18 protein-coding genes, 1 tRNA gene and 1 pseudogene are annotated in these 26,041 nt (G+C 57.4%); 9 read left to right on the top strand and 11 right to left on the bottom strand.

All coding sequences use genetic code 11. From position 1 onward, the window contains the following. Positions 1-69: 69 nt before the first annotated feature. From D0Y60_RS23930 to zorA, 4 genes are read right to left on the bottom strand one after another with little or no spacing between them, the layout of a single operon-like run. Positions 70-3,036 (bottom strand): DEAD/DEAH box helicase, encoded by a 2,967-nt coding sequence (locus D0Y60_RS23930; RefSeq protein WP_117372487.1) that lies wholly within the window; start codon positions 3,034-3,036, stop codon positions 70-72. Between the two features lie 9 nt (positions 3,037-3,045). Next, positions 3,046-4,458: an EH signature domain-containing protein gene (locus D0Y60_RS23925; RefSeq protein WP_117372486.1), complete on the bottom strand. Its 1,413-nt coding sequence runs from the start codon at positions 4,456-4,458 to the stop codon at positions 3,046-3,048. Continuing rightward, the gene (locus tag D0Y60_RS23920) at positions 4,455-5,399 is read right to left on the bottom strand and encodes an OmpA family protein (RefSeq protein ID WP_117372485.1); all 945 of its coding nucleotides are present in this window, start codon (positions 5,397-5,399) and stop codon (positions 4,455-4,457) included. The genes D0Y60_RS23925 and D0Y60_RS23920 overlap by 4 nt, the downstream gene beginning before the upstream one ends. A 7-nt stretch (positions 5,400-5,406) precedes the next feature. After that, on the bottom strand, positions 5,407-7,566 hold the full coding sequence (gene zorA / locus D0Y60_RS23915; protein ID WP_147324559.1) for an anti-phage ZorAB system protein ZorA: 2,160 nt from the start codon (positions 7,564-7,566) through the stop codon (positions 5,407-5,409). A gap of 206 nt (positions 7,567-7,772) precedes the next feature. Between zorA and D0Y60_RS23910 the strand changes: the two genes are divergently transcribed. The 5 genes and pseudogenes from D0Y60_RS23910 to D0Y60_RS23890 all read left to right on the top strand — a co-directional run bounded on the left by D0Y60_RS23910 (position 7,773) and on the right by D0Y60_RS23890 (position 16,044). Next, positions 7,773-9,323, top strand: a complete 1,551-nt coding sequence (locus tag D0Y60_RS23910; RefSeq protein WP_117372483.1) for a class I SAM-dependent DNA methyltransferase — start codon at positions 7,773-7,775, stop codon at positions 9,321-9,323. Further along, positions 9,320-10,498 carry a restriction endonuclease subunit S gene (locus D0Y60_RS23905; RefSeq protein ID WP_117372482.1) on the top strand — a complete coding sequence of 393 codons (1,179 nt, stop codon included), beginning with the start codon at positions 9,320-9,322 and terminating at the stop codon, positions 10,496-10,498. The genes D0Y60_RS23910 and D0Y60_RS23905 overlap by 4 nt, the downstream gene beginning before the upstream one ends. Positions 10,499-10,504: 6 nt before the next feature. Beyond that, positions 10,505-13,921, top strand: a complete 3,417-nt coding sequence (locus tag D0Y60_RS23900) for a DEAD/DEAH box helicase family protein (RefSeq protein WP_117372481.1) — start codon at positions 10,505-10,507, stop codon at positions 13,919-13,921. 60 nt (positions 13,922-13,981) lie between these two features. Then, on the top strand, positions 13,982-15,055 hold the full coding sequence (locus D0Y60_RS23895) for a hypothetical protein (RefSeq protein ID WP_147324558.1): 1,074 nt from the start codon (positions 13,982-13,984) through the stop codon (positions 15,053-15,055). A 245-nt stretch (positions 15,056-15,300) separates the two neighbouring features. Next, positions 15,301-16,044: pseudogene (locus D0Y60_RS23890) on the top strand (NYN domain-containing protein). Between the two features lie 151 nt (positions 16,045-16,195). On the opposite strand, the gene D0Y60_RS23885 reads toward D0Y60_RS23890, so the two are convergent. Further along, complete coding sequence (locus D0Y60_RS23885; protein ID WP_117372479.1) at positions 16,196-17,335, bottom strand: DUF4268 domain-containing protein; 1,140 nt, start codon at positions 17,333-17,335, stop codon at positions 16,196-16,198. Between the two features lie 255 nt (positions 17,336-17,590). Then, positions 17,591-17,971 (bottom strand): hypothetical protein, encoded by a 381-nt coding sequence (locus D0Y60_RS23880; protein ID WP_117372478.1) that lies wholly within the window; start codon positions 17,969-17,971, stop codon positions 17,591-17,593. Between the two features lie 223 nt (positions 17,972-18,194). Here D0Y60_RS23880 and D0Y60_RS23875 point away from each other — a divergent pair, with 223 nt between their 5' ends. Further along, entirely contained in the window at positions 18,195-18,776 is a 582-nt protein-coding gene (locus D0Y60_RS23875) for a recombinase family protein (protein ID WP_117372477.1), read from the top strand. Between the two features lie 9 nt (positions 18,777-18,785). Here the strand turns inward: D0Y60_RS23875 and D0Y60_RS23870 are convergent, their stop codons facing one another. From D0Y60_RS23870 to D0Y60_RS23860, 3 genes are all read right to left on the bottom strand, one after another. Beyond that, positions 18,786-19,130 (bottom strand): hypothetical protein, encoded by a 345-nt coding sequence (locus D0Y60_RS23870; RefSeq protein WP_117372476.1) that lies wholly within the window; start codon positions 19,128-19,130, stop codon positions 18,786-18,788. 70 nt (positions 19,131-19,200) lie between these two features. After that, entirely contained in the window at positions 19,201-19,734 is a 534-nt protein-coding gene (locus D0Y60_RS23865; RefSeq protein WP_117372475.1) for a hypothetical protein, read from the bottom strand. 1,335 nt (positions 19,735-21,069) lie between these two features. Then, on the bottom strand, positions 21,070-22,062 hold the full coding sequence (locus tag D0Y60_RS23860) for a site-specific integrase (RefSeq protein ID WP_117372474.1): 993 nt from the start codon (positions 22,060-22,062) through the stop codon (positions 21,070-21,072). A 182-nt stretch (positions 22,063-22,244) separates the two neighbouring features. On the opposite strand from D0Y60_RS23860, the gene D0Y60_RS23855 reads away from it, so the two are divergent. From D0Y60_RS23855 to D0Y60_RS24660, 3 genes are all read left to right on the top strand, one after another. After that, positions 22,245-23,528 carry a PAN domain-containing protein gene (locus D0Y60_RS23855; protein WP_245409295.1) on the top strand — a complete coding sequence of 428 codons (1,284 nt, stop codon included), beginning with the start codon at positions 22,245-22,247 and terminating at the stop codon, positions 23,526-23,528. Positions 23,529-23,720: 192 nt separating this feature from the next. Continuing rightward, a complete protein-coding gene (locus D0Y60_RS23850) occupies positions 23,721-24,260 on the top strand; it encodes a type II toxin-antitoxin system antitoxin SocA domain-containing protein (protein ID WP_117372473.1) in 540 nt (179 codons plus the stop codon). Next, positions 24,226-24,609, top strand: a complete 384-nt coding sequence (locus D0Y60_RS24660; RefSeq protein WP_147324557.1) for a hypothetical protein — start codon at positions 24,226-24,228, stop codon at positions 24,607-24,609. The genes D0Y60_RS23850 and D0Y60_RS24660 overlap by 35 nt, the downstream gene beginning before the upstream one ends. A gap of 111 nt (positions 24,610-24,720) precedes the next feature. Here D0Y60_RS24660 and D0Y60_RS23840 read toward each other — a convergent pair. After that, positions 24,721-24,810, bottom strand: a tRNA-Ser gene (locus D0Y60_RS23840). A 194-nt stretch (positions 24,811-25,004) separates the two neighbouring features. Further along, a complete protein-coding gene (locus tag D0Y60_RS23835) occupies positions 25,005-25,946 on the bottom strand; it encodes a DUF5655 domain-containing protein (protein WP_117372471.1) in 942 nt (313 codons plus the stop codon). Between the last annotated feature and the right edge of the window lie 95 nt (positions 25,947-26,041).

The following is a 26,041-nucleotide window of genomic DNA, read 5'->3' as shown; positions in this document are numbered from 1 at the left end:
TTGCGAAGGCAATTTTGACTCCGGCACCGGCAGTGTGGCCGAGGCGTGCCTCGAATGCTCGCAGTAACATCATCCAACCACGTCCGCGAACAAGCCATCGACATCTCGTTCCGAAGTCGGCGGTGCAAGCATGTCTCGCGACAATGATCGTTTACGCTCCAGCAAATCGTGCAGTTTCTGGTCGAACGAGCCAGCCCCATGGGTAGGGTGGATCGCCATTGGCAGGTGAATTGTGACATCCTTGTTTTGACCGATGCGAAAGGCGCGGTCGTTGCATTGATCCTCGACCGCCGGATTCCACCATCTGCTGAGATGGATCACATGATTCGCCGCCGTAATGGTGAGGCCGATACCCGCGGCTTTCGGCGAGAGGATGAGGAGATCGAAACCTGTCGGGGCCTTTTGGAAGGCATCGACGATCTCCTGGCGCTGTCGGCCGACCATCGTTCCATTGATAATCGGCGGTCGCGCCGAAAGATTCAGATGCTCCGCGATCGCCGCTGCAAACGTCTGTTGCATGGCCCGGTCTTCAAGGAAAACAAGAGCCTTTTCCGACCGCCTACGAATCTCCTCAAGAAGAGTGACGGCCTTCTGCACCCGCGCGGAACTGTTGATCCATGACATGCGCCAGGCTGCATCATAGGCATTGGCCTCGCCTGCGCGATCAGGATGCAAGGATATGCCGCGGAGCAGATGGAGGGTCTCAAGCATGCTCTTGCGGCTTTTCGAACCCGCGCGTGCCGCTGCGACGGCGTCATCATACGCCCTTGTCTGGCTCGCCGGCATCGCCACGGAGTATGGCAAGATATGCTTGGCTGGCAGGTCCTTTGCGACGTCATCCTTCATACGCCGCAACATGATGGCTGGCGCATTGCCCTGAGGCCGGTCCATCTTCGCCTTGAGCTCGGCAAGTGCATGCGGATCTTCATCGCCATACGTGCTGGAAAAGCTTTTGAGGTCACCCAGATAGCCGGGCGCGATCCGATCCATGATGCACCATAGATCCTCCAATCGGTTTTCGATCGGCGTTCCGGTCATACCCAGAACGAAGTCGATGTTCATCGTCTTGGCGGTGTGGCTGTTGATCGAATCCGGCGACTTCACTTTCTGCATCTCGTCGAAGATTGCTATCGAATAGGCGATGCGCGCAAAGCTGCGGTGATAAAGGGCGAGTGTCTCATAAGTCGTGAGGATCCAGTCGGCCTGTCGCATATAATCGACATCCAGCGCGTCTTCTTCGGTCCATCCGGCGCTTTTGCGAGTCTTAAGTGCTTTCAGACCAGAGCCGAATGCCTCCGCACAGGAACCAAGCTTGCCCGGCTTGAGATGGATGCCGGCCTCTTTTTTCCAGTTGTCGAGAAGGGATGTCGGAGCAACGATCAGGATCGGGCCCTGCAGCGCTCGATAGGCGCCCCGCCTCGCCGCCATGTTGTCCCTGATCCAGGCAAGAAACGCGAGTGCCTGAAATGTTTTGCCAAGTCCCATATCGTCCGCGAGCAGCGCACCGGGCCAACCTTGCGTCCAGCAATTGCAAAGCCAGTCGAAACCCTGGAGCTGATGCTGCTTGGGCTGTGTGCCGTTTATGCTCTGCGTTGGAAAGCCGCCGGGGATTAGCCTGCTTCGTTTCGCCAGTCTGGACTGGAAGTCAAGCTCCTCCAGGTTTTGCCTGATGATCAGGACATCATTGTCCGAATCCTCGCGAGATACCCTTTCGCCCTGCAGCTCGCCAGAATAGGACACGCCGTCTTCATCGAGCCTCGTGAGCATCGTTCGAACATCTGTAGTTGGATAAAGCTCCTGCTCGAAATTGATCTCCTCGGAGCGGTCATGCTCCGCCTGGTCACAGAGAACTTGCAGTTCCTCGATCTTGTCCGGAGTGGCATTGAGTGACTTGCTACCGATCCGAACAACGAAGTTTTCCGGAAGCCACTGGTTGGACTTTTTCTTGATCCAGGGCAGGCTTGGTTTTTGCCACAAGCCCAGGCCTTCGATCCGATCGGAATATTGCGCCGTCTCGACGAAAAGGCTGGAGGCGAGCACGTCGCCGTCATCGCCCAGCGCCGCTGCGATACGGGTGCGCGGGTTCTTCAGGAACTCTCTGCGGGCCTCGGGCGATGCGCTGCGCATCTGCTTGACCACGTCGAGTGCGGTGCGAAGCGTTGGCTCCAGCAGAAGGTAGGTATTGCGGGCAACCACATAAGCCGCTTCGGTCTTGCCGGGCCGGGAGAGCGCCTGTTCGTAAAATGTGTCCTGGAGGATTGGTGGCAACAGCGCATCGGCATCGTTGCTGCGCTTGTCGGTGTCTGAAGCCCAAGCCGAGGCATCGTCGCCGTCGGTTTCAGGCGCATCATTGCCATCGTCCACCTCGCCAAGCTCAGGCTCGACCGTGCGCGACATCAGCACCGGCAGGAAATCGGTTCCCTGAGCTGTTTCGCGGACATCAAGGCCGAATGCGCCGGCCTGATAAATCGCCAGAGAACCCACAAACTTGTCGGCCTGCACGTCGCTGCCAAGATGGGCCTTCAACTTATCCTGAACCTGCTGCCAGAAAGGAAGGCGCTCGGCGAAGGGTCGGCCGGCGGAATTGTTGTAGTCGCGGGCCGCGATGTGGATGTCGTAGAGCGGACGAGACAATCGCGCCCAGTCGCCACCCACGCGGAGGAAGGGGCCGTGAAAGTCCGGGGTGATAGGCCGAGAGTTTCGGTCCTGCCAGGTCAGGAGTAGGATGCTGTCGGAGTTGTCGATCCGGCCGCGCATGGAAAGGTTGACCGAAAGACCAACCAGTTTGGGCACGCACAGCATAGCGGCCTGCGTCGCAGACAAAGACAAGATGAATTCCGGCTTTGCGAAGACGCCATCACCTGAAGGAACGAGGTCACCGGCTGCGACGGCATGCGATAGAAAGCGAAAGCCGTGATCTGCAGCGACAGCCTTGTCGCCCCACTCCTGATAGGGAATTGCTTTCTTGCCGAGTAGGCGTCTCCGTTCGAACTCGATGAGAGCGCCGTTATGCTGTGGGACGCACCTGAAGCTCATGATCAATCCCTATTTGTAGTCACTGGGCTGCAACCTCATATTCGTCATCCGATATATTCGTTCTGCGACCGTGCGCTGCCAGCTATAGGTTTTGGGTGAGCTATGCGTTTTGACGAGGTGTCGTGAAGTTTCTGTATCGTCCTTAGCAATCATTACGTCGTCCGAACTATAGCTTCGCTGATAGAGCTTTGGCGCACTTCGCTCGGACGCATCGGACCAGATGTTCACCTTGCCATTGTGGCTCCAGTCGGCGACAATTCCTTGCCCCACCTCCAGGAGAAGCACGGCGTGCGTGCGCTGGACCTGTTTGGAGCCAGCACCGACAAATGTGGCGAAGTCTACGCTCTTGCCAAAACGATTACGCGCCAATCGAGCACCGTCCTCCGCGAAGACAACCCATGCACCTCTGATTATACCTTTCCTATGCGCGGCCTCCCAGAACGCACGTCGATATCTCCACATCTGAGCGTCGTTTGGATCCTTTACTGTGAGTCCAACTATATCGAGGAACTGTCGAAGCGATTGCTCGGTGAGCCACGAAACGATCAATGCCTTGATCTGAGGGAAGCGTTCCCAGCGGCCAGGATAGGTTCGCGGGTCTTTAAAAATCGAAACGATGAAATTTAGGAAGATATCTTTTATCGCTTTCTCGGGAGACTTTCCGAGAAACGGTTTGATCAACGCTTCGGCTATCTCCAGATCAAGTCCCTTGAAGACAAGCTCGTTTCGGCTGTCGAGCGCGTATGATTTGACCATCTCCAGGCGCTTCATATGGTCGGGTTCTGCCCCGTCGCCGAGTTGCACCAACAGATTTCGGGTGATCGCTTCCGTGAAGCCAGACTGGGCGTCAAGCGCGCCGAACCCGAGAGATCGCATCGTGTCGGAAGGCGACATAGTCTGACGCAACGCCAGGGCAGCGATATTCTTCGGGCCACGCACCGGATCGTAAAGTGCATGGTCGGTTTGATATGATGCGAACAGCCCGCCCCAGCGAAGACTGCCTCGTTGCAAGATCGAACTGACGACCTCGAGTCCTGGCCTGTCTGAGCGAAACTGTATCAAATAAACTGCCGCGAGCGTTCGAAACAGCTTGCGCTTGTCGCTTCTATCCACTTCCTCGACTATTCGCTTCAGGGCCGCCGGATGGTCGGCCAGTGGCGTCCTGGCTTCCCACAGGCACCAGATGGCATCGCGAAGTTCTTTTGTCGACAAAGCATCGCCTGCCAGCAGCATAGGCAGAAGTCGCGCGGCAATTTCATTGATGGAAACGACGTCATGCCTTGTGGCGTCATCAATACCAGTTGCGCCAATTGATCGCGCTGCTTCATGCACGAAGGCGTGTTTGGGTATGACGTCATGACCGGAGAGCCCGGCCGCGCGGGCCGTCATGCCTGTGCAAGCTTCGCGGAACAGCCCAATCATCTGAGTGTCGCTGCCTCCCGCAGTTTCTCGATCTGTCCCTCCATGTTGTCAGTGAGACGGAGCACGTCTTTCAGTCGATCGGAAGGGTCAACCTGCATGACAAAGCGCATGTCGATGCGCCGGTTCTTCTCCCAAGCCTGTTGAGCAATTTCAGCGCCTTGCGCATGCATTTCTGTCCCCGGTATCGGCCGCGTCGAGGAGTAGCCTGAAACGGAAAGGATTTCCTTCTCCTCTGGGTTTCTAAGCGCTCTAAGCGATGGCTCGAAGGCAGTAAGCGTTCTGTAGGTCTCGACAGCCCGCTCGGTTGATAGTTGCCAATTCCGGCTATCACCGGCTGCTGTCTCCGACCCTTGTTTGTCGGTGTGGCCTTCAATGAAAACGGTGTCGATTGCAGCGCCAGGCGCGAGCTGCTTGCAATGCGTTGCACTATTTGAAACGACGCAACTTGTGTATCGCGGCAACACCCGCGCCAGCACAGCAGCAAGCTTTTTAACATTATCTGAAGCCTGTGCGTTCAGGTTTGACTTGTCGGTGGCAAAGCGAATTGCGTTTTCCGTCAAGCGCAGAACGCCATTTTCACGATCGATCTGAACGTCGAGACCCGTGGCTTTCAGTTCGCGCTCAAGATCGTTGAGCAATGCGGTCCGCTCGCGCTGCGACTGGCTGAGATCCTCAAGCTCTTCGTTGATCTCGGATCGCAAGCCATGGAGCTGCTCGCTTACCTGCCTGACTTTCTCCAGGACTTCTTCGATCTGCACTTTCGATTTATCGGCTTGCTTTTCGGATTCGTCAGTCTGCTTCTGAAACTGCAGCGCGAAAACCATCAACATAATGATGAAGATGAAAAGGATGCCAATCATCATGTCGGTCATCGACACGAAATAATTTTCCTCTTCCTCCTCAACCGCCGGCTTACCGGCAGCATCGTCAAATGCCAGCATAGCTCACCTACTCCGCCGCAGGCCGCACAGAAGATCGCAGGTCTGAGATCGAGCTGGAGAATTCGTCAAACGAATCGCTCATTTCCTTTACCGACGACGATAGCGTATTGACCGCATTGGCGAGCCCACGATCAATATCGGTTGCGTAGCGGCTCAGCGTGTCGCCCTGCCGCTCGGTCGCTGTCGCAAGGTCGCTGACCGATTTCGCCAGTGCTTCGTCAATGCGGGCGAACCGTGCTTCATAATTGCTCCAGATCGTGGCCATGCTCTCGGATTGCTCGCGCAGCGATCCGTTCAGCTGCTGTGAGGCAGCCTGGCTGGCCGCAAGCGCCTCGACGGCTGCGCGGAGCGAATCTTCGAAGTTGGACGTTGCTGAGGCAATCCTTTCACCGGACTGCAGCAAAGGTGCCGATGCCGAGCGGATATCGGTTGCCGTCTTTGAGAACGCATCGGAGACTATACGCGTTTGCGACGTTGCTTCGCCCAGGGCATTGGCCTGTGAAGAGAGTGCTGAATTGGATCCGCGCAATGCACTTTCGAAGCGGTCCACTTCCTGGCGGATCGTAGCGATTGCCTCGGCAAGGCCTGTTTTGATAGCTTCGGCGGCTCCCGCTGCGATCGCGCTGACGGTCGAGACCGCACTTTCCTGCGCGGTTCTAATTTGCTCCTGCGTTTTTGCCACGCCATCCCGCAGGTCGCCGTCGAGAGAAGTCATGCTGCCGGTCAGGGTGCTGACCTGAATTTCCAGCTTCTCCATCACTCGGCCCATGGCCGCCTCGATCCGCTCCGAAGCTCCACCCGCGGCACGCCCTAGCTCCGCGTCGACCTGCTCGCTCGCCTTGTCAAATGTCGCCTTCATGGCGGCAAGAATCTCCGCAAGCCCATCGCGGTTGCGGTTGGCGCCGTCGTCCATCGAGCGGGCGGCATCGGCGACCAGGCGGTTGAGATTTTCCGCTGCCTCGCTCATACGACGCGCGAAATCCTCTCCCGAACCGCGGACGCCGGTCTGCATATCAGCAAGCGTCGCCTGCATGGCACCCAAGGTTTCGGCAAGCTGGCGCAATTCCGTGCCGGCGCTGCCTTGGACGCTCGACGAGAATTGCGCGAGCATGTCGTTGATGCCGCTCTGGCTGCTCTCCGTGATCTTGCCGAGCACACCGGTGATACTGTCGTTGATCGGCGTCATTGCAGACGCGAACGCCGACTTGATCTGCGGCTCGAGTTCACGGCCCATTTGGGCAAAGAACTTATCGCTGTTGATTTCCTTCAGCTGATCCCGCTGTTCCTTGGCCGCTTCGGCTATCTCGATGGCAACCGATTGCGGTGGGACATATTTTAGCCTGCTCTCCGCAGCCTCGCAAAATTTGTGCACGCTGGCCTCGAGCCAGATCGTATAGACCTTGAACACGATGGATAGAAGAAGCGAGCAACCCAGCCCGGCGATGGAAGTGGTGAACTTGAAGGATGCGATCTGCAGTAGCTCGGTCATCGCCACCTGCATGTCGTCGACATTGCCCGCGCTGGAAGCGCTTCCCGCCTTGTAGAGTGCCAGGACTATGCCTGCGAATGTCAGCAGCAAGCCCACCGCAACAAAATACCCGGGAATGCTCGCCATGATCTTCAGGCCAAAAAAACGCTCCCGAATGGCGCCGAAATGGATGAAGCTCTGAGGTCGCACCGTGTTCTTGATGAGCGGCGGCTCACCCGCTGACGGCTTTATCAAGGTCTCATCGAACTCACGCCAGGCGTAACCAAGCAGCTTGCTGCTTTCCAAGTGGTGGTAGATCGACTGGTCGTATTCGTTGGCAAATTCAGCCCGTGTTTTCTGGCGTGAGACAACGCGGCGAAGGTTGTAGAGCGCGCCGATGATCGCGGCGACGTGGAGCAGCCCAAAAGTCACCATCAAGGAAATGGCCACAGCGAAGATAAGCGACGCGAGGCTGAAGATGAAATCCGTCTGACTCAGTGCGTCCAGCGCAGCTTTTGCGTCTTGCGCACCAACCTGGCCATTCAGCAACGCCAAACCGTTACTGACGCGTTCGAGGATCAAACCGATATCGAGCGGCGGCAACGCAAAGCTTAGAGCGAAGACAATCCCCATTGCCAACACCCAAAATGCCACCAGCCTTACAAACCAGTTCCAACACAAATTAACGAGATGCCCCATGCCCCTACCCACGATTTCACCAGAGCTGGTCCGCGATGCGCACCAGCGGCCCAATGTCATTGAAATGCTGTGCGATGCAAACGCACCGGTTGTTTTATTTCCCGCTAAATGCGGGAATTGTCCAGATAACAATCGGTTTACTTTGTTGAAATCGATAACGCAGCGGCTAATGTTGCGGCGAAATGATTTGCAGGGATACTCAACGCATGCTCACAGGTGAAATTCGCTCGAAGGTCGATCAGGTCTGGAATGCCTTCTGGGCGGGCGGCATCGCCAATCCGCTCGAGGTGATCGAGCAGATAACCTACCTCTTGTTCATGCGCGGCCTGGACGACATCCAGACCCGTGAGGAGAATAAGGCCAACATGCTCGGCCGGAAGATCGAGAGGGTGATCTTTCCTGACGGTGTCTACCGGCAGGATCGCGATGGCAAGGATGTGAGTTACCAGGAACTGCGCTGGTCGCGGCTGAAGAACGAAGATCCAGCCCGGATGTATCTGCTGGTCTCGGATTTCGTCTTTCCCTTCCTGCGTGAGATGGCCGAGGACGGCACCGCTCATTCGGAACACATGAAGGGTGCGCGCTTCACCATTCCGACGCCCGGCCTGCTCGCCAAGGTGGTCGATATGCTGGCGGAAATCCCGCTGGAGGACCGTGACACCAAGGGCGATCTCTATGAATACATGCTGGGCAAGATCGCGTCCGCCGGCCAGAACGGCCAGTTCCGCACGCCGCGCCACATCATCAAGCTGATGGTCGAACTCACGAAGCCGACGCCGCAGGATGTGATCTGCGATCCGGCGAGCGGCACCTGCGGCTTCCTGGTCGCGGCCGGCGAACATCTGCGCGAGCACCACAAGGGCCTGTTTCGCGATGCGAGCCTCAACCGGCATTTCCATGACGGCATGTTCCACGGCTACGATTTCGACCAGACCATGCTGCGCATCGGCTCGATGAACATGCAACTACACGGTGTCGAGGGCGCCGATATCCGCTACCGGGATTCGCTTTCCTCCAGCCATGGTGACGATGCCGATAAATATTCGCTGATCCTCGCCAACCCGCCCTTTGCCGGCTCGCTGGATTACGAAACGACCGCGGGCGATCTGTTGTCCATCGTCAAGACGAAGAAGACCGAACTTCTGTTCATGGCGCTGTTCCTGAAGCTCCTGAAACCCGGCGGCCGCGCGGCAGTCATCGTGCCGGATGGCGTGCTGTTCGGCTCGTCCACGGCGCACAAGGCGATCCGCAAAATGCTGGTGGACGATCACAAGCTGGACGCCATCATCAAGCTGCCGTCGGGCGTGTTCCGGCCCTATGCCGGCGTCTCCACCGCGATCGTCTTCTTCACCAAGACCAATTCCGGCGGCACGGATCACGTCTGGTTCTACGATCTGCAGGCCGACGGCATGAGCCTGGACGACAAGCGCCAGATGTTGCTGCCGGAGGAAAAGTTCGGCCCGGTGCCGAAGGAAAAGCTCACCGCAGATGAGCACGCAAAGAACAATCTGCCGGATGTGCTGACCCGCTGGGCCGAGCGCAATGGCGCGGAACGCGACAACCCACGCACCGGCCAGAGTTTTACCGTGACGCGGGATGAGATCGCGGCGGCGGATTATGACCTCTCGCTCAACCGCTACAAGGAAGTGGTCCACGAGGCGGCGGAGCACCGGCCGCCGAGGGAGATCATTGCGGAACTGCTGAAGCTGGAGGATGAGATTGCCGCGGGGTTGCGGGAGTTGGAGGGAATGCTGTGAGCTGGACGCGGGCACCGCTAGAAGAACTCGCTTCCGCCATCGACTATGGCATTACGGCTTCCGCAAACTTTTCTGAAGGTGAGGCGAAGTTTCTTCGTATTACCGACATCCAGGATAACTCGGTCGATTGGGCCAAAGTCCCCTACTGCGACGCCCCTCCCAAAAAACTTGCCAATGCGATGCTGGCCGATGGAGACATTGTATTCGCACGCACTGGGGCTACGACAGGAAAGAGCTTTCTGCTAAAAGCGACTCCGAAGAATGCCGTTTTTGCGTCCTACCTCATCCGAGTTAGGCCCACTGCAAAAATCGACTCTGGTTATCTTGCTCACTTCTTTAACACGGACGACTACTGGGGACAGATACGAGCAAAAGCTCAAGGCGCTGCTCAGGAAGGCGTGAACGCATCGAAGCTTGCTTCGCTGGAAATCCCCCTCCCGCCCCTTGATGAGCAGAAGCGGATTGCGGCGATCCTGGATAAGGCCGACCAGCTGCGCCAGAAGCGCCGCCAGGCCATCGCGCTGCTCGAAAGCCTCACCCAGTCGATCTTTCTGGAGATGTTCGGGGATCCGATAGGTAATCCAAATGGCTTCGAGGCTGTGGAGCTCGACGGCCTTGTCGATCGAAAGCGGGGTATAAGTTACGGAATAGTGCAGCGAGGAGGTGAATTCTCGGGCGGCATCCAGGTCCTTCGCATCGGAGATATCTTGGACGGCGAGGTGAGGATTGACGGGCTTGTGCGAACAGATCCACAAATCGCTTCAAAGTTCCAGCGAACTAGATTGCTTGGAGGAGAGCTGGTTATTTCCATCCGAGGAACAGTCGGTCGATGCGCAATCGTTCCGGAAACACTCACAAACGCCAATGTTTCTCGAGAAATAGCTGTAATCCCCTCCCTTGAGCGAGAGCGAAACGAATTTCACTTGGCTCTTCTTCGAACAGAATCAGCACAACGAAGACTTAGGGATGACGTTAAAGGCGTGGCACAAAGCGGGATAAATCTTGAAGACCTTAGGAAACTTCCGATAATTCGACCACCGCTGGATATGGTTGAGAAGTTTTTGCACATATGTTCAAAGTTGAGCTCGCAACGTAGTCGAGTGAAACTCTTTGATGAGTTGGGAGAGAAGACATTCTCCTCCCTCCAGCACCGCGCCTTCTCCGGTCAGCTCTGAGGTCCAATGTCCAATTTCGCCTTCCTCGCCCCCGAGTTTCCAGAGATCTTCGACAGCGCGAAGCGGGCGGAGGGGCTGGTGGAGGGCGATGCGCGGGCGGCGGCGTTTTATGCGCGGCGCACGGTGGAGCTGGCGGTGCAATGGGCCTACACCCATGATCCGGGCCTGAAATTTCCCTATCAGAGCAATATTTCGGCGCTGATCCACGAGCCGAGCTTCCAGAAGATCGCCGGGCAGGCGGTGTTTTCCAAGGCCCGCGTCATCATCAAGATCGGCAATCAGGCCGTTCATGAAAGTCGCGAAACCAAGGTGGCCGAGGCGGCCAATGCCGTGCGCGAGCTGTTCCACCTCTGTTTCTGGCTGGCCCGCACCTATGCGCGACGGGACCGCCCGGCGGACGATCTCGCCTTCGATCCCGCGCCGCTTTCCCGCAAAAACGATGTGGTGAAGCGCGCCTTTGCCGAGCTCACCCGCATGAAGGGCGAGATGGAGGCGAAGGACAAGTCCTTCGAAGCCATGCTGCGCGACAAGGCAGATCTCGATGCCGAGTTGCAGCGCCTGCGCGCCGAGGTGGCTGCGGCCCGCCGGGAGAACGAACGGAAGCCCGACCATCACGACTATTCCGAGGCCGCGACCCGCGACCTCTATATCGATCTCCTGCTGAAGGAAGCCGGCTGGAAGCTTGACAGTCCGCGCGACCGGGAATTTCCCGTCGAAGGCATGCCCAACAACGAAGGCAAGGGCTTTGTCGATTATGTGCTCTGGGGTGACGACGGCAAGCCGCTGGCGCTGATCGAGGCCAAGCGAACACGGCGCGATCCCCGCGCCGGCCAGCAGCAGGCAAAACTCTATGCCGACTGCCTGGAAAAACAGTTCGGCCAGCGGCCGATCATCTTCACCTCCAACGGTTACGAACACTGGATCTGGGATGACACTGCCTATCCGCAGCGCGCGGTTTCCGGCTTCTACAAGAAGGACGAACTGGCGCTGATGGTGCAGCGGCGGGTCAGCCGCAAGGCGATCGCAGACCTTCCGATCAACAGGAAAATCGTCGAACGCTCCTACCAGCACCGCGCGATCCGCCGCACGACAGAGGGTTTCGAGAAGGACCGGACGCGCAAGGCGCTGCTCGTCATGGCCACAGGCTCCGGCAAGACACGCACCGTGATCGCGCTCACCGACCTTCTGATGCGCGCCGGCTGGGTGAAGCGGGTGCTTTTCCTGGCTGACCGCGTGGCGCTGGTGAACCAGGCGGCGCGCGAGTTCAAACGGCAGCTGCCGGACACATCGCCCGTCAACCTGGTAACGGAAAAGGCCGGCGAGGGCCGCGTCTTCCTCTCCACCTATCCGACGATGATGAACCTGATCGACGAGCGCAAATCGGGCGAGGCGCGCTTCGGTCCCGGCCATTTCGACCTCGTCATCATCGACGAGGCGCATCGCTCGGTCTACCAGCGCTACGGCGCGATCTTCGACTATTTCGACAGCCTGCTCGTCGGCCTTACCGCCACGCCGAAGGACGAGATCGACCGCAACACTTACGGCCTGTTCGACCTCGAGGATGGCGTGCCGACTGACGCCTATTCGCTCGACAAGGCGGTGGAGGACGAATATCTCGTGCCGCCGCACTCGGTCTCCGTGCCGCTCAAATTCCAGCGCGAGGGCATTCGCTACGACGATCTTTCCGACACCGAGAAAGAGCAGTGGGACATGCTGGAATGGAACGAGGAGGATGGCGATCCGCCCGACAGCGTGCAGGCCGAGGCCGTCAACAAATGGCTGTTCAATGCCGATACCGTCGACAAAGTGCTGGCGCATGTGATGACCGAAGGACTGAAGGTGGCCGGCGGTGATCGCCTCGGCAAGACGATCATCTTCGCCAAGAACCAAGATCATGCGGAATTCATCGAGGAGCGCTTCAATCGCGCCTATCCGCATCTCGCCGGCCATTTCGCCCGCATCATCACCTTCAAGACCGAGTATGCGCAAAACCTCATCGACGATTTTTCGAAGAAGAACGGCAATCCGCATATCGCTATCTCGGTGGACATGCTCGATACCGGCATTGACGTGCCGGAGGTCGTCAATCTCGTCCTGTTCAAGCTGATCCGCTCGAAGACCAAGTTCTGGCAGATCATCGGCCGAGGCACGCGGCTTTGCCCGGACCTTTTCGGTCCTGGTGAGGACAAGGAATACTTCCGTGTCTTCGACTATTGCCAGAACCTTGAATTCTTCCGTCAGAACCCGCAGCCGGACGAAGGCCGAAACGCGAAAAGCCTGAACGAACGGCTGTTCGCCGCCCGCTTCGATCTCGTGCGCGCCCTGGACGAGACGCACAGGCTGGATGGCATGGCTGAGCCGGAACAGGAAGGCTATGACGCGGGAAACGGTGCGCCGCTGACCGAGCAGACGATCCGCGACGAGGCGCTGACTGCACTGCGCACCTATGTCACCGGCATGAACCTCGACAACTTCATCGTGCGCGGCAAGCGCCGTGCCGTGGAGAAATACAAGGGTGCCGGCGCCTGGGATGATCTGAGCGACGCGGTGCGCGCGGAACTGCTCGACGAGGTCGCCCCGCTGCCGAGCGAGGTGAAGGGCGAGGCGGAAGAGGCGAAACGCTTCGATCTTCTGATCTTCAATCTGCAGCTTGCGCTTCTCAAGGGCTCGAAGAGCTTCGACCGGTTGAAGAAACAACTGATCGAAATCGCCTCGGCGCTGGACGAGCAGACCGCGATCCCGCTCATCGCGGCCCAGCACCCGCTCATCCTCGAGATCCTCTCCGAGGCCTGGTGGGAGGGGATTACCGTGCAGCTGCTCGAATTGGTGCGGCTCAGGCTGCGCGGCCTCGTGCAGCATATCGAGAAGGGCAAGCGCCGGATCGTCTACACCGACTTCGCCGACGAGCTTGGCCCCAGCGCCGAGATCGATCTGCCGGAAGTGGGTGAGGTGGATTTCGCCCGCTTCAAACGCAAGGCGCGGCATTTCCTGCGCGAGCACGAGGACCACATCGCTATCGCCAAGCTGCGCCACGGCAAGCCGCTGACCTCGACAGACATCGACGAATTGCAGGCGATGCTTCTGACGGCTGGTATCGGTGACGCCAGGCACCTGGAGAAGGCGATCGAAATCGCGCACGGCTTCGGCGCCTTCGTGCGCTCCCTCGTCGGCCTCGACCTGGCGGCTGTCGCCGAAGCCTTCTCCGGCTTCATCTCCGACAGCGGCGCTACCGCCGACCAGATCGAGTTCATCGACATGGTCATCGAACACCTGACCGAAAAGGGCGTCATGGATCCCGGCCTGCTCTACGAGAGCCCCTTCATCGACGTCGCGCCGGAGGGGCCGCAGCAGGTCTTCGATTTCGAGAAGACGAAGAGGCTGGTCGAGGTCATCCGGGGACTGAACGAGAGCGCGGCGGGGTAGTCCAGAATAATGTTACAGTCATACCTTTTTCACATCGGCAGCGATGGTTCCCTCAGCGAAATGAAACCCCAAGCCTACGACAATGAAGACCATATCCAGCGGCTACTCGCGGAGTATCCGGCAATTCTGGGTGGGCAATACCGCGATCAGGAGCCACGCCGCTGGGCTTTGGTTCAACGCGAAGTTCCCGTTCCGGACGGAGCAATTTCGGAGCGGCGCTGGTCGCTCGATCATCTCTATGTGGATCAAGATTCCATTCCGACTCTCGTTGAGGTCAAGCGCAGTCGAGACACCCGAAGCCGGCGTGAAGTCGTCGGGCAAATGTTTGATTATGCGGCCAATGGTCCAGCCTATTGGTCAATCGGCGAGTTGCGCGACGCCTTTGCTTCTACGCATTCGGGTCTCGGCGGCGACCCTTCAGAGGCCCTGCAGGCTCTGTTGGGCGAGGACATTGACGCGGAGCGGTTCTGGTCGCGGGTGGAGGACAACCTTCGTGCTGGCCGCATCCGCATGATCTTCCTAGTTGACGAGATGCCGCCCGAATTGCTGCGGATCGTGGAATTCCTGGCAAAGCAACTGCGCACCGCAGAAGTTTACGCCGTCGAGGTTCGCCAGCATGTCGGAGCGAGCGGTCAAGTCCTCGCGACAAGCATCCTTGGGCAGTCTCAGAACGATGAGCAGAAAGTCTCCGTTGGCCGCAGCCTGGTCACCCCATCGATCGACGAGTGGTTCACGTCGTATCGCGAGCGACACGGAGACGTGGCAAATGAAATCGCCCGCAACATTTATGACTGGGCAGAACAGCTGTCGCTCCATCCTTTTGTTACAACTGCGCAGACACCGTCACTCGGTTGGTGGCTGCCAGAACAAGGCGCGCGGCGCTACCCGCTCTTTTTGACGGGCAACGGGAAAATTTCCATCTCGCTTTCTTACCTCGCAAGCTCACCACTGTTCGTGGAGGAAAGCGATCGTCAAGAGTTGGTTGACGGATTTCGCTCTACTGGAGTGCCGTTCATGTTGAGTTCTTTGAACGGTGACATCCGCATCCCGGTTACCGCGCTCCAGGATGAAATAACAAGAGGCACCTATTTGGCGCAGGTGCAGAAACTTGTTGAGCGCTTTCGGAATGGGTAGCGATCGGCACGTGTTTAGAATTCCGAGAGCGACCTAGTCAAAAATCGCGAACCGCGCGCAAGCTAAATTTTCCTGGTTAACTCACGGTCGCTTGCTGGCCGGCTCGGTGGTCAAAACGCCGATCCGCGGCTTTAATGGACGAACGCTCTAGGTAATTCTGAAACGGAATGGACGACTTGACCTAGCGTTGAGAGATTCGAGAAGCTACTTGGAAGCGGTCGGAGCCCACCAAGGAACAAGTGGACATGCCAACTGAACCTTGATCGCCGCGCCTTGCCGTCCTCATCGACGCCGACAACGCGTCAGCCAAGATCGTCGACGGCCTATTCGAGGAGATCGCGAAGATCGGGGAAGCTAGCGTCCGCCGCATCTATGGCGATTTCGCAAGCGCGCGCTCGAAGTCTTGGATCGATGTGCTTGCAAAGCATGCGATCATTCCACAGCAGCAGTTCGCCTACACGATCGGCAAGAACGCTTCGGATATCACCCTCGTCATCGACGCGATGGATCTCCTCCACAGCGGCCGCTTCGATGGCTTTTGCCTGGTCTCGTCCGATAGCGACTTCACGCGCCTGGCTGCGAGGATCCGCGAACAGGGCGTCGATGTCTTCGGGTTCGGCGAGCAAAAAACTCCAGAAAGCTTTCGGCAGGCGTGCCGTAGATTTATCTACACCGAAAACCTGCTACCGGTGGTCGTTTCAAATGGTGTCGAGGCCATGCAGGCTCCAATGTCACTCCAGCAGCCGAACGCGGCGACGCCAATTATCAAAAAGGTGATCTCCCAGATGGAAAGCGAGGACGGTTGGGTGCCGCTCGGTGCCGTGGGCAACCAGCTTGCGAACCTGGCGTCGGACTTCGATCCACGAACATACGGATTTCGAAAGCTGAGTGACCTGGTGAGGAAGACAAATGCCTTCGACCTCGAGCAGTTCGAGGGGAAGCCGCTGCGGATCCGAGTTAAGCAGCCAGGGCCGAAGAAGAAGGCTTGATCGCGAAGCCGGATGGTTCTGGTTGACGCACAGCTGCTCGCTGGCTGGCTTAAAGCAGCCTAAGAATTTCTGGCCAGCGACTCCGACACGGCCGTTGTCCTGGGAGTCTGTTTGCCGTTTTCCAGGAATCGCGTTTTTCCAAGCCAAGCCATTAATCGCTTTCCCGGTCTTCGCTTCTGGACTGGCGCGAAAGGCTTACCAAGCGATCCCTGAATGCGGGCTCTAAACGTCGCACGCCGTCGACCATCCACTGTGCCATGGAACTCCATTCGTCTTCATCAAATCCGCTAAAGCTATGTCTTGCCACGATACGAGACTGCACTTGGCCATCATTGCGGCGCCACTCGAGAGGAGCGCCGAATGCTTCTTCTATCTCCGCTTTCTGAGCGAAAAGAGCATCGAAGAGCCGCTTGTTTTCGTGCTCGGACTTGCGGTTTAGGTTCACCTCGACTCGTGCTTCTGACTGAGTGAAAGCAAGTGCGTAGGGACAGTCACGAACGCCCGATCCTGCGACTATCCAGTTTTGCCTGCCGGGGCTGATGTTGCTAAACAGCGTAACGTTGGCCTCACGCATCTTTTGCAGAACGAAGGACCAGTATCGCAAGCGGACGTCGTGGCGCCTGCTCTGGGTGGCGAAACTCGCCGTCTCCTCCACTTCCTTAGAAGCTATTCCAATCATATAATCAGCGGCTTCGGGCGGCGGGATGATCTGCTGCAAGTCTAGGAAAAGCTCGTCGCCCAAACCGAATGCAGTTACTCGAAAGCACTGCACAGCGATGCCACGACCAATTAACCACAGTGCGGTCGCGGTAACTTCACGCCGGAAATTTGCAGCGACAAACATGATGCGCTGGCCACTACCCGGATTAAGGACGACCTCCTCGAGGTTCTCAATCCCTAGGAATTCGCAGATCAGGTCAGACGCACTACCGCCATCGCAATGGCGATCGAGATATTGCTGGAAGACCTCCACAATCTGGGCCTTCTTCATGCCGGAAACGTAGGCAGCATACTTCAATGCCTGCCACGTAACATCACGGCCGGAGTCATCCAGCTTGTTCTCGATCACCACGAGATTGCCGCTCTTGTCGAGCGCAAGAAGATCAAGGCGTTCACGTGTCTCGTCGAACCCGTCGAACTCCTTCTGAAGTATCAGCAGATCCTCGCCCAAAGCATCGGGCTGGTGGACGAGCCACTCCTGTAGATGGTCTCGCTCGCGCAACGCCAGGTCGCCAAATCGTTTCCGACTTAGGCGTGCTATTCGGTTACTGGAACGATCAACCCGGAACATCAGGATACCTTTTTACGCATATTTGCAAGAAACGGACCGGGTAGTGGTAGCTGTCCCGTTGTATTGCTGGCAAGCTCTTGCGCGATGCAAGTTCTCAATTGCTGGACGGGATGCTCCTGGCTGACTCACAGCTGCTCGCTGGCGAGCGCCGAGCGTTCCGACGCTGCTTCACAGCTCTCGACATGCCAAACGCGCCAGCGAGTCTACCTGATCGCTCTGGGCGACAGCGACCGGATATTGAGATTGTGTGACACTTCAATCGCCAAATTTCTTCGCGACAAGCTGCTTCAAGCTGGTCGCTTCGCTTTTGTAGATGCTGTCCAGCGTCGCCAGAGAGTCGTGGTCCTCTGGATAACATCTTCCTCCCCTGAGGACGACTTCGGCTCGTCGTCGTTGCACGAACTGAGAGATCACATCACTCATGTTAATATCTGGCACGACCATTAGAGTTTCAAAAACCTGATCTTCTAGCAGCGGATCGACCGCGATATTACAACTCTCCGATACCGACCTTATTCTCGCTGCTGTCGTCGCGAGCACATCGACCAGTGTGCTTAGCTCATCGGCGGCACCGGCCGGACTAGAGATTAGCGCACTCGCAAGGGCTGCGATGGCCGTCAGCAGTTTGATCGTCATGGAAGCGCTTCACTCTCATGTTGGCGCTGCACAAAAGGGAAGGGTTCCGTCATAACGAACCCGCGTTCCGACGCCCCGCGCTAAAGTGTTGATTTCTCAGCCGTCAATTGCCGCGGTGCACAGAAATCCCCGTGCGCACAAAAAGGTTCCTTTTAATCAATGGCTTGGCGAGTATTTTGGAGGAGAACACCCGCCATCGTGGTAGAGCTGAAGCAGAATAGATATGCGCAATTTCGGATATGCTCGCGTCAGCACAGTCGAGCAAAACATGGATATGCAACTAACAGCGCTAAGAGCCGCTGGCTGCGGAACGATCTTGACGGACGAGGGCTTCTCCGGCGCGGACTTCACTCGTCCAGGTTTAACCAAGATGTTGCGAACCCTGCATCGAGGTGACACGCTCACCGTCTGGAGGCTGGATCGTCTCGGACGGTCACTGTTTGAGCTCCTAAAGCTGGTTCGGGAACTGAACGAGCGTGGCGTCGAGTTCCGCTCTCTGAGCGAGAGCCTCGACACAAGCACATCCGCCGGACGCTTGCTTCTGCACGTCCTGGCAAGCATGGCCGAGTTCGAACGATCTCTAATCAGCGAGCGGACGCGGGCGGGCATGGCCGCCGCACGTGCTCGCGGTAGCCGGATGGGCAGAAGACCGGCGATGACGCCAGAACAGTTAAACACTGCAAAAGCAGCAATCGAGATCGACCACCGGTCGGTAGCTGAGGTTGCAGGTGAATACAGGATCCACCCGCGAACTCTCGGTCGACTGTTGCGCCATCAGTCCGCTGCCTCGACCTCGCCCGGCTGACGGGCTCACCTAGTCAGCAGCACCCCTCTTCAAGACGGCATGCACCCACCGCACGCCGACAGGGGGCATCTGTCCATCTTCCGCTGCGATCAGCCTGCCAATCAGACGAGCCACGTCGCCATAGCTGCGCTCCTCCCGGAGCCAGGTCAGGTATTCGTAGCCGCAGATCTTCCGCATGTCGGGGTCATAGCGGCGCGGAAACGGCTCCTGGTCTTCGGTAAGGATCTGGCACAAATCCCGGAGCGTCACAGGTGCGTTGTCGCGCACGTCAGCACCGTAGCTATCCTTCTTATCCATGTAGTATTCGAAGCGGTCGCGGAAGAACCGGCGGATGTCGATTATATTGTCAGGCATATTGGTCTCTGCTCAAGAGTGGGAGGCGCTAGTTAAGCCTCGTTCCGAGAAATTGGTGATCTTCAAACGGTCAGAACATTCCGAACGTCGGATCACTCATCATCTGATTCACTTCTTCTGATTCCGCCTGGCGCATGCTGTTCCGCTGCTGCTGACGAACGATGAGTTCCGCCTGTATGTCCGAAGCTGAGGCTCCGTTCGCTTCACGGCGCTTGACGAAATTGCGATCCGCACGCTGGCCACGCTTGCGTTCTTCCTTCTCAGCGGCCGTCAAATGCGACAGATTTTCGTTCGGTTTAGCGCGGACCTTGCGGCGGCTTGCGTTCCGTGACTCCCGTCCTTCACCTGCGCGCCAGCTATCTACATCGCGACGCCGACGCCAACCTTCATCACCGTCACGCCTCGTTTCTTCCTCAAACCGCTTCTTTGCCTCGCGGATTTGATATTCCAGTTCCGCCAGCCGGCGCTCCTTATCCGGCTGCGTGGAGAGCTCTTCATGCCTTTCCTGCAATTCCCGAAGTTCCCTCAGCCGACGGTCAAAGGGCGTCAGCCTGGTCTTCGCCGGAATGAAGGTGAAAGTGTCGTCATCGCTAACGTCTGCCATTGGTTGCCCTCGTCTGTTGTTCACACGAGGACTTATAGCGGTGAGGCAACGGAACCGCCGCGGGTCGTGAGCGAAGGCGATATGACGAGATAAAAGACCGGATCAGGGGCCTATTTGGACCATTCCATAGCCGGGAAGCGTCCCTACAAAGCACGTGAACTTTTGGCCGTAATTATTAACTAATAATACATAATAACTTATAATATTTAGTATTACTAATAGACCGGACAACAGTTCACGCTTGTTCCAGCACAGACACTCGGTCGCCTGCGGCTCCCTCCCTGCGCGGCCTTCGGCCTTGCCCGCGCCGTTGGCGCGGACGAACGAACGCCCGGTGGTTCAACGTTTCTTCGAGAATGAGAGGCTAATTGGCATGGAAGGCATGAAACAGGGAGAACACTCCGGCTGGTCGCCTACGGCTCCGGCAACGGAAATCTCGAGGTCGGTTCAATTTCCGCCCCTAACTGGTCCGGCTGACAGAAAGCACCAAAAGAGCGGTCAACACACTCGACCTCAGGTCTGGCACCTCTTTATTGACTCGAGGATTCTCAGTGGCGCGATCGGTCACTTGGAGTGATGAAATCTAGCGCTATTACCTTCGGTGCGTGCCAGTGAGCTCCTGGGTCGATTTCGGCTGAGGAGGTTTGGACCTCCGGATCGTTGCCAGTGTGGAAAGCATCCCCATCGAGCAGCTCGCTTATTTCTAGGACTTCGATGTTTGCTGATGGACCAGCGCTCGATCGTCGATCGCCGCAGCCCTGGCAGAGGAGGTCCACCGGCACCGGGCGGACATGAACGAGAGGCGGACGCTCTGCTCTGGATCGTCCACGGAGGACGGAGGGCTTTAGTGGCACTCGACCGCTGTCAGCTTCTCGTCGCGGGTCGTGCTAATCCCCGTGCGCTGGCGCAGGCACATAGATTGATCTACGACGGCGTCCTGGCGCGCCGGCAGATATGTTTTCTCCACTGGCACCAAAGGAGTTGGTGGCGTCGCACGTCCGGCTCGACCCGTCCGCCGTTCGCAAAATTTGGTAGTCAAAATTGGTTGATTGGTAGGAAACGAGGCGCCAAACGTCAGATGCAACTCAAGCGCGTTGCATAACCTTTACACCGACGCCAAAAACGCAGGAAACGGGTCAAATCCGCAAGATGATGTAAACATCATGACAAGGTCAGCTGCAAAACCGCAATGATTTCGGGATTGGAGGCAAGGCAATACGCAACTTAAAATACACATTCTTGGACGATTTTGTCCCGCAACCTTGACGCATGCGGCTCCCAGGCAAGGTTGATGTAAACGTTGCACAAGGCAACGCCGTCAACCTTAGATGGAATCTACCCCAGGCGCGCGACCAGATCGTCGGCTGATAGATGTGAGTAGCGCCTAAGCATCCGGAGCTCTTTATGTCCGCTGATCGTGGAAACCTCGATCACGTTCAGACCGCGCTCGAAGAGACGGCTGACGCCTTCGTGGCGCAAATCATGGAAGCGCAGCGACTTGATGCCGACCCGGATCAGTAATCGACGCCAAGTCTGCTCCAGCGCGCCAGGCGTCATTGGGAAAACTGTAGATTGATCTACCGGCGCAAGATCCTTCCAAACCATCAGCGCGTCGAACGCGCGCTGCGACAGTGGCACCTCGCGACCGGAGCCATTTTTGGTCATAGCTAGCGTGATCACCCGGCGATTGTGCGAGATGTCGGACCACTTGAGCCCTAGAATCTCCCCTCGGCGCATCCCGGTCTCGATGGCGAGGATGACAAGCGTCTTGAGGAAGGGAATCTGTCCGGCATCGCAGCCGTCAAGCAGACGCTGTTCCTCGTCGCCGGTCAGACGTCGGCTGCGCTCGTTCCGAATGACCGGGCGGCGCACGAGCTTCACGACGTTCTTTGCAAGAGGCAGGCCCCAATCGCGGATCGCAACCTCGATTACGTGGCTGAGGATGGCGAGCTCGCGGACGGTAGTAGAAGGAGCTACTGTGCGGAGCCGCTCATCCCTGAACGACGCGATGTCCTGCTGGCTCAGCCCGGTCATCGTCCGGTAGGCAAGCTCGTGACGACTCAGCACGTCGATCCGCTGGATCTCCTGGACCGATCCGCGTTTGCTCGGCGAGATTTCGCGCTGGTAGCGCAGCAGCAGTTCGCCGAGCGTGGTGCTCTCGAGGATCTTGGTGTCCGGCGCGGCACCGAAACGATCGACCTGAGCCTCGAGATCACGCGCCCACTTCTCGGCTTCCTGCTTCGTGTCGAAGGATTTGCAGCGAGGCTTCATGCCACGCCGACGCACCTGCGCTTGCCAGCGTCCTCTGAGTTTGCGGATCGTCGCCATGTGATCTCCAATCGAATTTGAAGATCACGCGTAGGATGCCCCTGTAGAGGTGCCAAGGATTATCCCGGCACCGGCAGCGGCGGTGATTAACTGCACTTAAAGGTAGATTGAGCCAGCCTCATCCAACCCTTGCCTCGTCTAGGCTGATGTAGTTTGATGGCTGCGGGTGAGGGTCTGCGGTCATGCGTAATCAACTTCGAGCTGCGCTCGCTACCGTTCTGTTATGGATAGCTCCTGTTTGCTACGCGAGCGCCGGAGAGAAGGCGTTCGGCCCCTTCACGGTTGATGACACAAAGCCAGACGTCATCATATTGAACGGTGAGATCGACGTTAACGCCGGCCTGAACTTTCGCCGCGCTCTTCAGGCGGCACCAGCGGCCAAGCTCATCACACTGAACAGCCCTGGTGGGAACGTCCAGATGGGCCTCCTGATTGCCGACGATATCCATCAGCGGAAGCTGGCAACCTATATCCCGAGCGACAGCAAGTGCTTCTCGTCATGTGCCTTCGTCTTTCTTGCAGGTGCCGAGAGAAAGGTTGACGGCGCTCTGGGCGTTCACCAGATCTCATCCGGCTCGCCTGACCTCGTCGGTGCTCAACTGGCGATCTCAGACATCATTGAGGTTTTGAACCGCTTCGGCACGCCGATCGACGTGATGCACATCATGTTCAAGACCCCTCCTGACGACATGCACGTATTCACTCAAGATGAAATCGGACGTTACGGATTGAACCGAACCGCTAGCGAACGATCAGGAGGATTGGCCTCCTCAGGGCAGGCGCCGATCACGACCACCCAACCTCTCGACGGCGATGAAGGGTCCGACGAACAACAGCAAACCTCTGGTCAGCCAACATCCGACTCGCTCCAAGCCAGCCTACCTCGAGATACAGCACTCTCACCAATCGAAGAGTTCACCAGGCGACCAAACCGAGTAGCGATCTACACTGGCCTGGATCTATTCGGTGACGATATCTCTTCCATTCGTGTTGATGATGCTGCGACATGCGCAAAGAGCTGCCTGGTCATGGAAGGCCAGTGCAAGGCGTTCACGTTTAATACGAATCCAAGACTCAAGAAGGGGCCGAACTGCTTTTTGAAGTCGAGTGCCGGCCGAGCAGATGGAAACAGCGTAGCTTTCTCTGGGCGCTTCCTAAGCGGAGCTGAGGCAGATCCATCAGCTTTCACAATGGGCGTTATCGATCCTCAAACGGCGCTGTTTGACAATGTCGATCTGCCGGGCGGTGATCTTTCACGACGACCGCATCAGTCGGCGAAAACGCCGCTTGCCTGTCGATTGGCCTGTGTAGACGAAGCACTTTGCATCGCTTTCACATACATCAAGGCTAAACGAGAGTGCTGGTTGAAAGGTGCGATCGGCTCACCAATCTTCGGAAAAGAGATGGTTTCCGGCGTAAAAAAGCTAGAGACATTCTCGCCTGCTAAGGTCATCAGTCTGGATTAAATAGATAAGCCTGCTCCCCTGACCGTTGTCATACGATCTCGGATCCTGCCGTTTCTCCACAGCCGATTCTCAGCGAGTCAACCCCCTGGCTCTAGCAAACGCACAAGAATCAACCTATATTCAACTGGAAAATCAGCGCGGGGGCCAAGGCTCCGGCGCTGTCTTTGTGATTCGCAGAAGGGAGGCACTCGCATGGTAGACACTACAGCGGAAGGTGCTCGGACTACTGCGGCAGCGGTAGCTAACGCCTTCCTCGACATCCAGGCAAACGATCGTTCGCAATTTCCGCTCATTGACCAGATGAAGCTACAGAAGCTTGTCTTCTACGCTCATGCGTGGTGGCTTGCGCACACAGGCCAGCCCCTATTTGGCGACGATATTGAAGCCTGGCCTTGGGGGCCGGTTGTTGGTGACATCTACGGAAACTTCAAGGAATTCGCCAGAAGCCCTATCCAAGGGAAAAAAGCCCGTGTTCTGACGCGATCTGAAAACGGCCCATTTATGAAATTTGAGCTTCCAGACCCACCAGATACTGAAGTGCTTTCGTTTCTGAAGAATGTCTGGGAAACTCATAAAGGTATGTCCGGCGTGCAGCTGTCAAATGCAACGCACGCACCAGGAGAGCCTTGGACAATTGTTAAGGAAAGCTACGGGACACTAGACTCCAAGCCTCGAATTCCTAATACATTGATCCGTGATGTCTTCCGATCAAAGCTCGCAAACACAAATTGACGACAGCAAATCGCCGGCGGAATGGAAAGTTCCATCGCCGCCGGCGCAGATCCCTGATCAGCCAGACACGGATACACGTAAAGATCCATGTTTTACAGATGGCCATGCGCCTAACCAGGTGTTCCACTTCTCGAAGTGGGGCTTCGCTTACGGCACAGACGATAAGGGGCACGCTGCGGCTTTGACGCTGTCATTCGCTATATTGGCTTTGATCTTACTCATCGTGTTTATGGGCGCGTTCTTAAGTGATCGCGAGTGGTTGGCGGATATCTTGAAAGTCCTGGGCAGCGCATTCTTGATCGTTGCAGGCATCGCTGTAGGAAAGTCCGCAGGAAAATCGGAAGACTAGAAACTGACTGGGGCGTGCCGACAATGTGGCCCTCACTAGTTTCAGCAGCGAATATCCAAGCTCAATCAAAACCAGAAATTTTAGGAAACCTTCGGGGCCAAAGGTCCATGATGGCGGAGAGGGTGGGATTCGAACCCACGATACGGTTGCCCGTATGCCGCATTTCGAGTGCGGTGCTTTCGACCACTCAGCCACCTCTCCGCTTAACTGGTCGGCGCTCTTCAGCGCGGTCGGGTAGGCCCGTAGCGCGGCTTCGGCGCTGCCCAAGTCAACCTTCCGTCGATGAGAGTGGCCGGCGTGTGCCTGGCGGATGACACATATTGCTCCGGGGACTTTTGGGTTGTCGGTCCAGGCCGAATCAAAGCCGACGACGGAGCTAACGTTGGCCTGCAAACTCATCCCCCTTCATACGTCCGTTGCAGCAGGGGCTGCGCTCTTTCGAAATCCGCCATCGACTTCAGCGACAGCTCCAAATCGCCAGTCCCGTGGTGGCCGATATTCGTTACATCGCGAGAGAACCCGTCTTCTAGGTCTACTGTGGACGGATCCAGTCTGAGGTAGGCGACGACGCTTCGCGCCTGCGGGTAGATCTGCAGGCAAACGAAATTCTTGAAACGTTTGAACCCCGTATACTGTTGCAGTTCCTTGACCTGCACATCGTCGCCGAGTCCGACGACAAATTGCTGCACGGCGTCGTAGATGTCTCTCAATTCCGCTGACGCTTGAGAGAGGCGATAGCCCATCCGGTTCCTCCAGTAGGGGTCGGCTTCGTCTCCTTCCTCCTTTTGCGACGTTTCCGGTGCCGCGCCTTTCTGGACTGCCGGCGCGATCACCCTAGCGGCCTTCGGCGCATGGACGAGCTCAATCATTAAGAGCTCGTCGCCGAAGCGGCGATAGCGAATGAGCTCGATGTTCCGGGCAATCTGTTTCACCGCGTGTTCGTCATATCGGGTGAAGTCGCCGGCGATGCAGAGCAGTCGCGGCGCGGTCCAGTCCACTGCCTTGGCAGCCTCCGGTCCAAGGCGCTCCATAACCAGCCACTGGAATTCCTTCCGGTGATCGAGCAGCCAGTCGAGATAGAAAAGCCCCTGGTTGATGACGTTCTCGTTCACCGAGCGCTTGTATTCGATGATGACCGGCGAATTATCCTCATCCAAGCCGAGCGTATCAATCCTGCCGCCGTGCACTGCGCCGGTTGAATGCTCACTGGCTAGAAACCGGATCCCGAGCAGGGCTTCCAGATTTGCCTCGAACAGTTTTTGAAGCGATTTTTCGACCTGGACGGCCGCACCGGCAAGCTCGGTCATGTTGATTGCCACTGAGAACTGACCCGGCATAGCCCGATATTTCCATTGAGAATTGACCCATGTTTCAACCGTCCCTCGCGAGTTTTCAGCGAGGGCTGTGGAGTGATTGACATGGCGTTACTGAG

This window comes from Shinella sp. WSJ-2 (assembly GCF_003432075.1).
Taxonomy (GTDB): Bacteria; Pseudomonadota; Alphaproteobacteria; order Rhizobiales; family Rhizobiaceae; genus Shinella.
This window is presented reverse-complemented; position numbering and strand designations above follow the sequence as displayed.

Excerpts from the sequence above, each read along its gene's own strand:
- D0Y60_RS23930 (WP_117372487.1), bottom strand. The coding sequence starts at position 3,036 with ATGAGCTTCAGGTGCGTCCCACAGCATAACGGCGCTCTCATCGAGTTC.
- D0Y60_RS23925 (WP_117372486.1), bottom strand. The coding sequence starts at position 4,458 with ATGATTGGGCTGTTCCGCGAAGCTTGCACAGGCATGACGGCCCGCGCG.
- D0Y60_RS23920 (WP_117372485.1), bottom strand. The coding sequence starts at position 5,399 with ATGCTGGCATTTGACGATGCTGCCGGTAAGCCGGCGGTTGAGGAGGAA.
- zorA (WP_147324559.1), bottom strand. The coding sequence starts at position 7,566 with ATGGGGCATCTCGTTAATTTGTGTTGGAACTGGTTTGTAAGGCTGGTG.
- D0Y60_RS23910 (WP_117372483.1), top strand. The coding sequence starts at position 7,773 with ATGCTCACAGGTGAAATTCGCTCGAAGGTCGATCAGGTCTGGAATGCC.
- D0Y60_RS23900 (WP_117372481.1), top strand. The coding sequence starts at position 10,505 with ATGTCCAATTTCGCCTTCCTCGCCCCCGAGTTTCCAGAGATCTTCGAC.
- D0Y60_RS23895 (WP_147324558.1), top strand. The coding sequence starts at position 13,982 with ATGAAACCCCAAGCCTACGACAATGAAGACCATATCCAGCGGCTACTC.
- D0Y60_RS23885 (WP_117372479.1), bottom strand. The coding sequence starts at position 17,335 with ATGTTCCGGGTTGATCGTTCCAGTAACCGAATAGCACGCCTAAGTCGG.
- D0Y60_RS23880 (WP_117372478.1), bottom strand. The coding sequence starts at position 17,971 with ATGACGATCAAACTGCTGACGGCCATCGCAGCCCTTGCGAGTGCGCTA.
- D0Y60_RS23875 (WP_117372477.1), top strand. The coding sequence starts at position 18,195 with ATGCGCAATTTCGGATATGCTCGCGTCAGCACAGTCGAGCAAAACATG.
- D0Y60_RS23870 (WP_117372476.1), bottom strand. The coding sequence starts at position 19,130 with ATGCCTGACAATATAATCGACATCCGCCGGTTCTTCCGCGACCGCTTC.
- D0Y60_RS23865 (WP_117372475.1), bottom strand. The coding sequence starts at position 19,734 with ATGGCAGACGTTAGCGATGACGACACTTTCACCTTCATTCCGGCGAAG.
- D0Y60_RS23860 (WP_117372474.1), bottom strand. The coding sequence starts at position 22,062 with ATGGCGACGATCCGCAAACTCAGAGGACGCTGGCAAGCGCAGGTGCGT.
- D0Y60_RS23855 (WP_245409295.1), top strand. The coding sequence starts at position 22,245 with ATGCGTAATCAACTTCGAGCTGCGCTCGCTACCGTTCTGTTATGGATA.
- D0Y60_RS23850 (WP_117372473.1), top strand. The coding sequence starts at position 23,721 with ATGGTAGACACTACAGCGGAAGGTGCTCGGACTACTGCGGCAGCGGTA.
- D0Y60_RS24660 (WP_147324557.1), top strand. The coding sequence starts at position 24,226 with ATGTCTTCCGATCAAAGCTCGCAAACACAAATTGACGACAGCAAATCG.
- D0Y60_RS23835 (WP_117372471.1), bottom strand. The coding sequence starts at position 25,946 with ATGCCGGGTCAGTTCTCAGTGGCAATCAACATGACCGAGCTTGCCGGT.